This window comes from Winogradskyella luteola (assembly GCF_019203985.1).
Lineage (GTDB): Bacteria > Bacteroidota > Bacteroidia > Flavobacteriales > Flavobacteriaceae > Winogradskyella > Winogradskyella luteola.
The window spans coordinates 1-12,205 of sequence record NZ_JAGSPD010000004.1; the positions used below are offsets into that span (position 1 = coordinate 1).

At 30.5% G+C, this 12,205-nt stretch carries 12 protein-coding genes and 1 pseudogene; 9 read left to right on the plus strand and 4 right to left on the minus strand.

Annotation, left to right across the window (positions count from 1 at the left end; translation table 11 throughout):
- Positions 1 to 53: 53 nt before the first annotated feature.
- Entirely contained in the window at positions 54 to 503 is a 450-nt protein-coding gene (locus KCG49_RS05700; RefSeq protein WP_218545243.1) for a hypothetical protein, read from the minus strand.
- 355 nt (positions 504 to 858) lie between these two features.
- Here KCG49_RS05700 and KCG49_RS05705 point away from each other — a divergent pair, with 355 nt between their 5' ends.
- Positions 859 to 1,680 carry a DUF3800 domain-containing protein gene (locus tag KCG49_RS05705; protein WP_218545244.1) on the plus strand — a complete coding sequence of 274 codons (822 nt, stop codon included), beginning with the start codon at positions 859 to 861 and terminating at the stop codon, positions 1,678 to 1,680.
- Between the two features lie 101 nt (positions 1,681 to 1,781).
- Entirely contained in the window at positions 1,782 to 2,843 is a 1,062-nt protein-coding gene (locus KCG49_RS05710; protein ID WP_218545245.1) for a beta family protein, read from the plus strand.
- Here the strand turns inward: KCG49_RS05710 and KCG49_RS05715 are convergent.
- Entirely contained in the window at positions 2,824 to 3,399 is a 576-nt protein-coding gene (locus KCG49_RS05715; protein ID WP_218545246.1) for a sce7726 family protein, read from the minus strand. The genes KCG49_RS05710 and KCG49_RS05715 overlap by 20 nt on opposite strands.
- A gap of 157 nt (positions 3,400 to 3,556) precedes the next feature.
- Complete coding sequence (locus tag KCG49_RS05720; RefSeq protein ID WP_218545247.1) at positions 3,557 to 3,763, minus strand: hypothetical protein; 207 nt, start codon at positions 3,761 to 3,763, stop codon at positions 3,557 to 3,559.
- 95 nt (positions 3,764 to 3,858) lie between these two features.
- On the opposite strand from KCG49_RS05720, the gene KCG49_RS05725 reads away from it, so the two are divergent.
- From KCG49_RS05725 to KCG49_RS05755, 7 genes and pseudogenes are all read left to right on the plus strand, one after another.
- A complete protein-coding gene (locus tag KCG49_RS05725; protein ID WP_218545248.1) occupies positions 3,859 to 4,791 on the plus strand; it encodes an IS1595 family transposase in 933 nt (310 codons plus the stop codon).
- A gap of 762 nt (positions 4,792 to 5,553) precedes the next feature.
- A complete protein-coding gene (locus KCG49_RS05730; RefSeq protein WP_218545249.1) occupies positions 5,554 to 5,886 on the plus strand; it encodes a single-stranded DNA-binding protein in 333 nt (110 codons plus the stop codon).
- 449 nt (positions 5,887 to 6,335) lie between these two features.
- Positions 6,336 to 7,727, plus strand: a complete 1,392-nt coding sequence (locus KCG49_RS05735; protein WP_218545250.1) for a pyridoxal phosphate-dependent decarboxylase family protein — start codon at positions 6,336 to 6,338, stop codon at positions 7,725 to 7,727.
- A 150-nt stretch (positions 7,728 to 7,877) separates the two neighbouring features.
- Positions 7,878 to 8,279, plus strand: a complete 402-nt coding sequence (locus KCG49_RS05740; RefSeq protein WP_218545251.1) for a winged helix-turn-helix domain-containing protein — start codon at positions 7,878 to 7,880, stop codon at positions 8,277 to 8,279.
- Between the two features lie 29 nt (positions 8,280 to 8,308).
- The gene (locus KCG49_RS05745; protein ID WP_218545252.1) at positions 8,309 to 9,613 is read left to right on the plus strand and encodes an alpha/beta hydrolase family protein; all 1,305 of its coding nucleotides are present in this window, start codon (positions 8,309 to 8,311) and stop codon (positions 9,611 to 9,613) included.
- 40 nt (positions 9,614 to 9,653) lie between these two features.
- Entirely contained in the window at positions 9,654 to 11,528 is a 1,875-nt protein-coding gene (locus tag KCG49_RS05750; protein WP_218545253.1) for a serine hydrolase domain-containing protein, read from the plus strand.
- A gap of 13 nt (positions 11,529 to 11,541) precedes the next feature.
- Positions 11,542 to 11,736: pseudogene (locus KCG49_RS05755) on the plus strand (single-stranded DNA-binding protein); the annotation flags it as partial.
- Between the two features lie 75 nt (positions 11,737 to 11,811).
- Here KCG49_RS05755 and KCG49_RS05760 read toward each other — a convergent pair.
- Positions 11,812 to 12,204: a cupredoxin domain-containing protein gene (locus KCG49_RS05760; RefSeq protein WP_218545254.1), complete on the minus strand. Its 393-nt coding sequence runs from the start codon at positions 12,202 to 12,204 to the stop codon at positions 11,812 to 11,814.
- Position 12,205 lies beyond the last annotated feature (1 nt).

The following is a 12,205-nucleotide window of genomic DNA, read 5'->3' on the forward strand; positions in this document are numbered from 1 at the left end:
GATAAACTAAAATTCTCTTGCATTTTAGCTTAGTTCATTGTTGTAGCACGTTTTTATTTATATTTTTCGAATGTTTTTTCAAGACCTTCAATCAAAACTTTCATTGATTTAGGGTGACAATTTCTTATCCCTTTCAATTCTATCTTAGTATTTTTATCATTCTCAGATATTAGTATTGTAATAGGTGCCATATAGTCACAATAATTGATTTCGTTAATCTCATTTTCATAAGCAAGTAATTCTTTAGTTGATTTACGATAAATTTTTCTGATAAACGTTTCGTCTAATAAATCAATTGTTTCAGTAGGATTGAATTTTTCACTATTTAAGTCGTAACATCTATCAATATTTATTTTACGATTAGACACTCGAAATGCCACATATTCACATTTTTCTCCGTGATACTTTGTACTAATCAAAAGCATACTTTTGTCATTTCCATCTTGACAAAATACTTGTATTGAAATTATAAATGAGAATAAAATTCCGAAAATTAGTTTCATATCGTTATTGGGTCAAATGTGCTACAACACGTATATATACGCATATTCATTAATTACCACTAAAATATAACAAACCTCAATGATAAGGCATCTATATACAATTTACCACAAGATAAACAAAAAAACAAAAAGCCTTTGCGTGAATTTATTATTTTTCCTACATTAGCACATGAAAGTAATTTAGGGTTTACTTTTAGTTAATACCTAAGTAACTGGCTCAATTTTTACCCTTACCGATAACTAACTAAAAGCACTTCCCTCAAGAGGTGCTTTTTTATTTAGTGGTCGTTTCTTATTAGGTATAAGGTAGAGTTTAGTTGTCACTTTGAACTGATAAAGGGTTAATTCATCAATTATGTATTATGGAATCACAATTAATTTAGGCACTCTTAACCCTTACTTTTTAACATGTGATAAATTTGAACTTCTAGTTCGTTACATGAGATACTACGTTTTTATTGATGAATCAGGAGAGGCTAATGTTATAAATGTTGACCCAAGATTCAACATTTTTGTTTTATGTGGTGTAATCTTTAGAGAAGATCATTATAAAGTATTTGATGAGAATTTAAAGAAGTTGAAAATAAAACATTTTGGAGATGAAAATATCATTTTACATTCTTACGAAATGAGAAAAAACATTGGTGCTTTTAAAATTTTTCAAGACAATAATGTATTATCTGCGTTTTATAAAGATATAGAATTAATATTTACTAAACATTCATATAAAGTAATAGCTAGTATAGTACACAAAGAAGAATATAAAAAGCGTTATCCAGATGAAAATTTTGCATATGAGCAGTCTTTAAAGTTTTTATGTGAACGTTCAATGTCTTTAATTGGAAAAGGTCATAAGAACAACACTTTACACTTTTGTTTAGAGAAGCGTGGTGAAAGAAAAGATAGAAGTTTAAAAAAATCTTATACTAGAATACATAGGTTCGGAACGGATTATAAATCTACAAGCGATTTTCAAGTATGTCACCCTACATTATTTTTTAGAGGAAAAACTCAAAACATTAATGGGCTACAATTAGCGGATCTTTGTGCCTATCCAATTGCTAGAAGAATATTATCACCTGAAAAAAACCAACCTACATATGAATTGTTTAAAAATAAACTATACCGAAATAGATTTGGAATAGTAAAAGGCTATGGATTAAAACATTTTCCATAAAAACGGTGAAGCTGTAAATCATTAAATAATTTACAGCCTCCCAGCGGCGGGACATACGTCCAACTCACTATAATATAAATGTACAAAAATAATGCCAAATTATGAAGAAATATTATCCAATTTTAGTTTCAAAAAAAGGGGAGATAGTAGCATTACAGCATCTCGAACAAAAGGTTAAAGATGAAGTGTCTCCAATCATAGAGGTTATCGAAAATTCTATAATAAAGCCTAAAAAAGAAGGAGGTGGTTTTATATATAAAGAAGATCTAGAGCGATTTTTTGTAACACATTGGAGTTTTTTCAATAATCAAATAATTATGGACTTTTCTTTATTCAAAAAATGGGATATACATAAAGATAAGATAAGAACTATGCTTATTTTCTTAATAAAATCAGGTGTAAACATCGTTCTTTCCGTTCAAAAAGGGAGTTCGAGTATTTATAAAGAAATTGTCAAAGACTTAGTTAAAAATTACAATTGTAAGATATGTTTAAGAGCATCAGTTACTATTGATGGATTTTACGATTACAATAATGAAATTAAAAAGATTAGTAATGAATACAACTTAACTTACCGAGATATTGTTTTGTTATTGGATTTAGAAGAAATAAGGTTTGACAATTATAAAAGTTCAACCGAAAAAGCTATATCAGCAATTAGGGGTTTAAGTCATTCTATTGAAAGTTGGGTTGATATAGTAGTTTCATCTAGTTCTTTTCCAGAGAATTTGAGTGATTTTGAGGTTTCTCCTCCTGAACGAAGAATAAAACGATACGAATTAGACTCTTGGAACTTAATTTTAAAAGATAAAGAATTGCAAAACGTTAAGTACGGTGATTATGGGTTGAAATCTGCTTTGTTTTTAGATGTGTCTTTTGCAGGTACAATAAGCCTAAAATATTCTTGTAATGATGAGTATATAATATATAGAGGGGTTTTAACTGGAAACCACGAGTTAGGGCATAGACAGTATATTAAGCATTGTCAAAATTTGGTTTCTAACCCTAGCTATTCAGGTAGGGATTTTAGCTGGGGGGATTTAAAATATTATGAAATAAGTTTGCAAGATTATGAGGACGAAAAGTCTAAATCAGGAAATACTACAAATTGGGTACAGTTCAGTCAAAATCATCATATAACACTTATGCATAGTATCCTTTAATTTTCCAATTTTCTCGTTTTTTTAGGGTTTCACTGATTATCTTGCTTAATTTGGTTATAGGTATATTATTTCCAAGGGTTTCACTTAATTTCCAAACATTATTTCTTTTACTATAAGATATGTTGTTGTTCTTGAGTATATTCTCTATTTCTTCTCTCCATAGTAATTTTGCAAGAAAAAAGCCGTCTTTATTACGGTTGTAATAGGATTTACGAACAGTCTTTATCTTGTAACCGCTTGATGTTTTTACACAAATATCTAATCCTACCCAATCAGGTAATATTTCTAATATTTTTTCGTAATGTTTATTTTCGGTTACAACAGTTAAATAATCAAATACTTTTGTGTAGCCTTCTATTTGATGAGGAAGTCTATTAAGCGTATCTCTTGAGCTTTTAATCTCATAACCATGTAAATGTCCATTTACAACGGCGATATCAATTCTAGATTGAGTTACAGGCAAATTAAGTTCATCAACTACTTTAGAATCTGAATCTAAAATAAATTTTTTAAGTGTAGTATCACGAAGTATTCTTCTTATATCTGAATCTCTCATTTGGTTTTTGGGTTAAGACAAAAAACGCTATATTTGCGTTATTGTTACATAAGCAAAAAAATTATCATATATAAGAAATTCTAGGGATGGGTGGTGCTATCCCTTTATTTTTGCAAATATAATAAAAATACCGCAAAAATATTCGATATTATTTGTATCAATAATGTTTTACCTTATGTATTTTGTAATCTTCAATTACTAAAGGATTTTCTTTTTTTCTAACAAGCGTCCAATAACTGGGAAAGTCTTTACCCTCCATAAAATCACAAACCTTTCTAAGGTTGCCGAAAGTACCCAAGACCTCACAATCTTTCAATAAGACGTAGGACATTTTGTTTTCTTGCTGTTCTTTATAAGTAGTCATATCACAAAACTACAAAAAAACTCGAAAATAATTGCATAATTGTTTGTATATACAAAAATAATCGAATATATTTGTATGTATCAAACTAACAACTGATGAATTTCAAATCACTACCACAGCTTTTGGATTATTTTAAAGAAGAGAGTACTTGTAAAGAATATTATGAGCAGATCCGTTGGGGAGATGATGTTGCGTGTCCTCATTGTGGATGTGTTAAAGCATATAGAACCAAAAGAGGTTTTAGATGTAGCGATAAGGACTGTAAAAAGGATTTTACGGTTACTACTGGAACTATCTTTCACAATTCTAATATTCCGCTTAGAATATGGTTTGCGGCTATCTTTTTGGCTACTACACACAAGAAAGGTATTAGTTCGGTACAATTGGCTTTAGATTTAGGTATTACGCAAAAATCTGCATGGCATGTGCTTCACAGAATTAGAGAAATGCTAAAGGACAAAGCACCGCAAATGTTGGGCAAGAATAAAATGGTAGAAACCGATGCAACATATATCGGTGGTAAAGAACGTAATAAGCATTTGCACAAAAGACGTTCTCAAACCGATAAAAACGTAACAAACGAGGGGAAACCATATAAGCCTAAGAAAGTTGTTATAGGTATTATCGAGAGAGACGGTAAAGTAGCTTTAAGACATGTTACAGGAGAAACTACTCAAAATATGGTGGATTTTGTGACGACGCATGTACCGCAAGATGCAACAATATATTCTGATGAAGCACCAGCATACAATCAACTAAAGCGATTCTATACGCATGACAATGTTAAGCACGCACTTAATATTTATGTTGAGGGTCAAGTACATACTAATACAATAGAGAACTTTTGGTCAGTTTTAAAGCGTGGTTTATACGGTATCTACCACCAAGTAAGTGATAAGCATTTAGAGCGTTATTTAGACGAATATAGCGCACGTTTTAATACTAGAAGACTATCTAGTCAAGAGCGATTTGAAAAGTTTTTAGTCGATAGCGAAAGTACACTAAGTTATAAAGCTCTTACTAAATAGTTTGAGCTTTTAGTCACTTTCCCACATTTGAATTATTAACCCAACCAACCCTACAACAACAGCAGATATAATTAAAATATTACCTATGTGTGCTATTCTCAACCCGACAATTGCAAGAAAGTAGCATATAATAGCAGATACAAGTAACGTACCCGCAATTTTGTAAGCGATAACAGAATCTTTCATATAACCTAATTAATAAATATTGCCAAAAAATTAGCTATTAGTCTTTATGATATTAATTAAGGGTAGAGCTAATATATATTTTTTTATCAAATACATTGACTATCTTTGTTTTATGACAAAAAAACAGGACAAAAAGCCAGTCCAAGAGGACAGCTTAAAAATAAAGGGCACATTAGATGACGTTCTAAAAGTGTCTGTTCCTAAACCTAAAGAGGACAAGGACAAAAAATAGTTCATTGACTGCAATAGTTTAATTATACCTTGGATGGTAGGCAGGATGCCCAATCTCGAATTGCCGAATCGGTGGCAAGGGAAAGACGGTTAAATGAATTGCGTACTTCATGTTAAAAAAAACGAGTTTTTTCGTTTATTAGATTTTCTTTAAATACTTGTGGTAAATTGTATATAGATGCCCATGATAACAAATATTTAGACGTTTTCAAACGTTTACAAATACTTACAAACGAATGTAAACGGGTAATTACCGATTAAAATTTGCCAAGCTTACAATATTTGCCATGTCGAAACATAAGAACTCGATAGTATTAACTGTTTAATCATTAAAATTTAAAACACATGAACACATTAAGAAACAAAGTACAGTTGATTGGTAACTTAGGAAATGACCCAGAAATTATCAATTTAGAAAGTGGCAAAACCTTGGCAAAATTTTCAATCGCCACTAACGAAAGTTATAAAAATGCCCAGGGTGAAAAAGTAACCGATACACAATGGCATAATCTAGTAGCCTGGAACAAGACGGCTGAGATAGTGGAGAAGTATGTTACTAAAGGAAAAGAGATTGCTATAGAAGGGAAGTTAACTACACGAATGTGGGAAGGTAAAGATGGCATGAAACGTTACACCACAGAAGTGGTTGTTAATGAGTTGTTAATGTTAGGTAAATAATGATATTTAAGGTGAAGAGTATTAAAATGATTATTTTTCAACCTTTTTAGTATTGCGTTTAACATGTTCGTATTGATTAGTGCAGAATGTTTAGAAACATTCTGCACTAATCATATTTTAGTAAAAGCAAGATTTTCTTTTGCCTTAATCGACTTGCACAACAATTAATTATAAGCGTTGTCATGTGCTATCATTTAATTTCTCTTTAGTTTGAAAGTCTAAATGAAATAATATAATATGTCGAATAGGTTCTATAGCATCTACACTAACTTAACTTTTGTAAATCGCCATTTCCGTAATGATTTTTGAAGTGTTACAGCAAATTTTAGTATCGAATCCTATTGTAAATGTTTTTTTATTCTATTGAGTAACTAAATGGACTTGATTGATATATCTAGCATACAAATTATGATTATATTTCGTTAACTATAAAGACATTATAAAATATAATGAAATCAATTAAGGATAAGCTCTTAAAGGCTATTGATATTTTAGATATAAAAAGCACTAATTGTGAAATTACCCATAGTAAAGATCTTAATAAATTAATAAACCAGATAAATAAACAACTACCAAAAAGACCTTTGGATTATGATAGTTTGATAAATGACTTTAAGCATCAAATAATACCTTTACTAAACCAAAATACTAGCCCAAACTATGCAGCATATATAACAGGAAGTAGCACTGAGATCGGAGCTATAGCAGAATTCATTAAAGGTTACTATAATCAAAACGGCCTTAAATGGATAAATTCGCCAATTACATCAGAGTTAGAAAAATTGGTGGTTAAATGGATATCTGAGTTTATACTTCTACCGAATTTTAATCACGGTATGTTAACCACAGGTGGATCAATGTCTAATTTATTAGCAATACATTTTTCCTTAGCCAACGCATATCCCAATAGAGAATACAATGGCATTCCAAGCGATAAAATAAAAGTTTATTCCTCAGACCAGACACACTCGAGTGTTGAGAGAGCTATGGTCTTCTTAGGTTTGGGAAGAAACAGTTTAGTAAAAATAAGTACAGACAAAAGCTATAAAGTAAATACTGAAGAATTAGAAAAAAGAATTAAAAGTGATAAAGCATCTGGCTATACTCCACTGATCATTATTGGTAATGCTGGGACAACAAATACTGGTGCCATTGATAATTTATTAGAATTATCGAAGATTTCAAATAAATATAATACCTGGTTTCATATAGATGGAGCCTATGGTCTACCAGCAATACGACTTAAGAAGCTTAGGGCACGTTTTCATGGAGCCTCTTTTGCAGATTCAATTACAGTTAATCCACATAAATGGATGTATGTACCTTTTGAGGCAAGCTGTCTACTATTAAAAAAAATACCTATAGCAATAAATTTCACTCCTGATTATTTAGATGACTTTTCTAGCGAGCAAAGAATGATATCAGATCAAACCATTGAGCTCACAAAAGAATTCAGAGCTTTAAAAATATGGCTTACTTTAAAATACTATGGTGCAGATCAAATTTCTCAATTCATTGAAAATGATATTTTTTTAATTAATTATTTGTCAAAAAAACTAAAGATTTTAGATTTTGTAGAAATCCATCCAGAATCCGAGTTATCTATATTATGCTTTAGGTTTATCTCAGAAAATTTAAACGAAACTCAAACTGAGAGATTAAACATTTTATCCTTAAAACTTATAAAAGAGAATAGGTCTATATTTTTTACAGGAACTAGATTAAATAACAAAGTTTATATGAGAATATTCTTTGGCAATCCTAATCGCAAAAAAAAGGATGTAAAATTTATGCTTAAAAAAATAATAGAGGTTTACAACCATTCTATTAAGCAAATTTAGTGTCTTGAACAACCTTTATAATTTCTACGTTTTTTCTAGTAGCAATAAAAAACATAAAATAAAAAATACTTTTACATAGTGAATAACAAGATGCAATATATAATTAACAATAAATTCATTATTGATTTTTCAACTAATGAACTAAAAGATATGGCCAATAAAAAATCTGACATTATAAAGATTGAAGACAGGGTGGCCAAGGTTTTGGAAATTTTAATTAAGAAAAGTCCAAATCTAGTCACAAGGAAAGAGCTAATTGAAAAAGTCTGGCAGAATTATGGAGGTGCAGATGATGCATTAAACCAAGCAATTTCTAACTTAAGAAAGTTGTTAAATGATGATGATAAAAATAATCGCGAAATAGAAACAGTTGTAAAAAAAGGTTATAGATATAAAGCTACTATAGAACAATACGATTTGAAGCAAAATAATAAAGGAAAAAGCAAAGGGCTAACGACAATAATCCTACTAATTATTTTGTCAATAATAATATTGTTTACAATTATTGTGCTCTCTGAAAATACTTCAATTGCACCTGTGGCACCAAAATAAACATTAAGTAAATTAAATTTCTAATTAAAATGAGAGTATTTTATTTCTTACTATTCACTATCACAATATCGTATTCCCAGGGTATTGAAGGAAGATACGATGGAGCAGTAAATAGAGAAGGTTCCATACAAGTTGTAAGTTTTAATTTTTTTCTAGATAGCGGCAATCAAAAAGCTACTTATGAAATTCCTGAATGCGGACTATACGATGTACCTGTTGAAAATATTTCTATTGACAATGAAGATATCTCTTTCAAATTTTATTATGGGGATTTTGATGCCAAACTAAAAGACAATAATAAATCCATATTGGGATTAAGTGTCAAATGGAATCCGAAAATTAAAATTCATTTAAAAAAAGCCACACCAATCAAAAAAACCTATTTATCAGAATCCATAAAATTCAAGAATGAGGATATTGAGCTTTGTGGCACATTATATATACCTGATAGTAAAAAACATCCAAACCCAAAATATGTCGTTTTAGTTCATGGATCTGGTAATCAAGATAGAAATACATACTATTATATTTCTTTTGCTCACAAATTGGCAGACAATGGTATAGGTGTCCTTTTTTACGACAAACGTGGCACAGGTAAGTCTAAAGGAGTACTTGCGGGTGCTTCACTTAGCATTTTAGCTAAAGATGCCAATTCTGCTTTAAGTTATCTAAAAACGAGAAAAGATTTAAACATAGAGCGAATAGGATTATTAGGAACATCTCAAGGTGGCTGGATATCTACCATTGCGCAATCTGAGAAAGAGCTAGCAGATTTTTTAATCTTAAATGTAGGGCCAGCCGTTTCTGTTTACGAACAAGATTTGCATAGAATTAAATATAGTATGAAAATTGATGAATGGAAGCAAAAATCAATAGATTCTGCTTTAGCATACGCAAGGACTTATTTTAATTATGCAGAAAAACCAACTAAAAAAAATTGGAAAATCTTAACAAGACAAATTACAAATGTTCAAAATAAAAATTGGAAAGGCTATATTAAAATCCCTAAATCTCCTGAGAGCATGAATTGGTTTATATCTAATAATTATAATCCAAAAAATGACTTAGAGAATTTACAGATTCCTGTCTTAAGTATATTAGGTGAAATTGACCCATTAGTACCACCAAAAGAAAATGAGGCTAATATGAAAAGCTATTTAAAAAAGGCAAATGTAAATTACAAAGTAGTCGTTATCCCAGATTCTCCTCATGATATGATAACATATGCTAAATTCATAGGGGAAGACTGGCAATGGCCAAACAGCTATTGGAAATGGAAAAAACAAGATTCAAAATTTATGGATGTAATAGTAGATTTTTTGAAGCATATTTAATTAAAATGACTTTTTTGATTTTCTACTCAAATAAATGCATATGAAATTTATCTTAACGTCTTTTTTGTTGGTTTTGATAACTTGCAACCTGTTTTGTCAGCAAACAAAAAATTCTTCGAGAAGCAAAACCTCATTGTACCACACCATAGATTCCTTGTTGGCAAACGGTTATCAAAGTGATATGTATCCTGGTGCAAGTGCAGTGGTTTTTCAAAATGATTCATTGTTGTATTTCAATTATGGTAGAGCTAACATAGAAAAAGATATCTCTGTTTCTGAGAATACTTTGTTTCAACTGGGGTCTATAGGTAAGATTTTAACAGTAATAGCTGTATTACAACAAGTAGATTTAGGAGTTCTAGATCTCGATGCTGATATTTCAGAATATATAGATTTTAAAACGTTAACTAATAAAAAGGGAATTATCTCATTGCGCTGCTTGTTAACTCATACTTGTAGCTTCAATGATGTTAATATTGGGTATATGTCAAAAAACTCTAAAGATGTATTAAGTCTTCAGAAATTCGTCATAGACTATTATCCAGATATTTTTCAGCCTGTTGGTACAGAAATCATTTATTCAAATTATTCATATGCGCTTGCGGGCTTTATTATTGAAAAAACCACAGGGATAAACTTTAAAAGGTATATCAAAGATTCTATATTTAAGCCACTTGGTATGTCAAATTCATCTTTAGATTTTCCAGATAACTATAGTGAAATATCTAATTATGCTATTCCCTACAATAAGTTAGACGATAAGTTTAAGCCAACCACAATATTTCCAAGGCATGCGATACCAGCAGGAAGTTTAGTGTCTAATTCTCTAGATATGGGGAAATTTATTAGAGCTTTATTTAAGCAAGACGTTACTTTATTGAATTCAAGTTCATGGGATTTGTTGTACAGTCAGCAATTTACAAATCATAAGATACTTAATGGATATTCTTTGGGCATGGAACAGCAAAACATCAATGGAAATGAGTCTTGGGCTAAAGGTGGTATGTTACCAGGTATGTTATCTGGTATATTAATTAAATCCAATGATTTTGCAGTATTCCTTGTTGAGAATACGAATAGCGATGAGTTTGGTGAGTATTTTTTTAAATCTTTATTTGATATTCATTATCAAAATAACTCTCAGGTTAAATCGAGTATAAAAAAAACAAACGCAAAAATTTTTTCCGGTAGTTATAGAGATAAACGCTATAATCGTAAAACTATTGAAAAGGCCGCTACACTTTTTACAGGTGAAATACAGTTATACGTAAATGCAACGAAGGACTCGCTAAGTTTATTTCACAATGACAATTGGCATGATTATGCTCAAGTCCACGATGGTATTTTTCAATGTGCTGATATACCGGAATCGTATTTAGTGTTTAAGAAAGATAACTCTGGAAACTTATCTATGTACAGAAGTGTTAATATTAATGGACTTTCTGTACCAACAAGTTATGAGAAATTGGGGCCATTTAACAATTCAAGTTTTTTTAATGAGCAATACCCAATTAATGTAATGGTAATCATCTCCGGATTTTTATTTTCATTACTGGCATTTGTATTTAAGTTATTAAGACTGAAGAAAAAGAACTTTTTATTAAAATATAAACTTCCAAATTATATATACATTATAATTATTGTAATTTCTTCGAGTATCATTTTCCATTCTATTAAAGGTGTCTACTATCTTTTTCAGTATAGATCAGAGTTTTTATTTGGTGTACCAAAAACATTTGCTGTAGCTACAACATTTGCTTATTTACTCATACCTCTAATGCTATTATATTTTGGTGTTTTAATGAAAATATATAAAAATAAAACAGGAACATTCTGTACTAGAATTTTCCTTGCGGTTTATGGAACATCAATTATTTGTCACCTCGCATTTTTAAAGTATTGGAATTTTGTATAATAAACTCATATAACGTGTAACCCAAACCCACTGGCATAATCTAGTAGCCTGGAACAAGACGGCTGAGATAGTAGAGAAGTATGTTACTAAAGGAAAAGAGATTGCTATAGAGGGTAAACTGGTCACACGCTCTTGGGAAGATAAGGATGGTATTAAGCGTTACACAACCGAAGTGGTTTGCTGCGAACTTTTAATATTGGGCAAATAAACCAACATAGATATAATTGGCTCTAAAATACAGAATCGTATTTTAGAGCCAATTATATAGAATTTTATTTTGGGTCTACTCAACAATCAAGGTATATTGAGGTGTCGGATTCATAGGGCAGAAGTAGACATATTCGCCTTTAGCCAATGTCGTTACATTAGATTTTTCCTTTGAGTTATTATCTACAGCTTTTGTTACATATGCTGTTTTAATATGTGCATCTGGGTTAGATTTTGGTGCCAGGACAAATCCTACCTGATGCCCTACATTGTTGTTAGCAATTTCAAAGATGTAATTGCCTTCTTTTAAAGTGATTTCCTTTTGAGTGAACTCGCCTTTAGTCTGCTCTAAAGAAACAATGGTTGTTTTTGTGTCTTTCATCATAGCATCCTTTTTCATGCTATCTTGGGCATTACCGGTTAACGTGAAGGATAATGCGATCACCAATATTGAAATGATTCTTTTCATG

What these genes read in the sequence shown, in the direction of transcription:
- KCG49_RS05700 (WP_218545243.1), bottom strand. Translation starts at nt 503, where the DNA reads ATGAAACTAATTTTCGGAATTTTATTCTCATTTATAATTTCAATACAA.
- KCG49_RS05705 (WP_218545244.1), top strand. Translation starts at nt 859, where the DNA reads ATGTATTATGGAATCACAATTAATTTAGGCACTCTTAACCCTTACTTT.
- KCG49_RS05710 (WP_218545245.1), top strand. Translation starts at nt 1,782, where the DNA reads ATGAAGAAATATTATCCAATTTTAGTTTCAAAAAAAGGGGAGATAGTA.
- KCG49_RS05715 (WP_218545246.1), bottom strand. Translation starts at nt 3,399, where the DNA reads ATGAGAGATTCAGATATAAGAAGAATACTTCGTGATACTACACTTAAA.
- KCG49_RS05720 (WP_218545247.1), bottom strand. Translation starts at nt 3,763, where the DNA reads ATGACTACTTATAAAGAACAGCAAGAAAACAAAATGTCCTACGTCTTA.
- KCG49_RS05725 (WP_218545248.1), top strand. Translation starts at nt 3,859, where the DNA reads ATGAATTTCAAATCACTACCACAGCTTTTGGATTATTTTAAAGAAGAG.
- KCG49_RS05730 (WP_218545249.1), top strand. Translation starts at nt 5,554, where the DNA reads ATGAACACATTAAGAAACAAAGTACAGTTGATTGGTAACTTAGGAAAT.
- KCG49_RS05735 (WP_218545250.1), top strand. Translation starts at nt 6,336, where the DNA reads ATGAAATCAATTAAGGATAAGCTCTTAAAGGCTATTGATATTTTAGAT.
- KCG49_RS05740 (WP_218545251.1), top strand. Translation starts at nt 7,878, where the DNA reads ATGGCCAATAAAAAATCTGACATTATAAAGATTGAAGACAGGGTGGCC.
- KCG49_RS05745 (WP_218545252.1), top strand. Translation starts at nt 8,309, where the DNA reads ATGAGAGTATTTTATTTCTTACTATTCACTATCACAATATCGTATTCC.
- KCG49_RS05750 (WP_218545253.1), top strand. Translation starts at nt 9,654, where the DNA reads ATGAAATTTATCTTAACGTCTTTTTTGTTGGTTTTGATAACTTGCAAC.
- KCG49_RS05760 (WP_218545254.1), bottom strand. Translation starts at nt 12,204, where the DNA reads ATGAAAAGAATCATTTCAATATTGGTGATCGCATTATCCTTCACGTTA.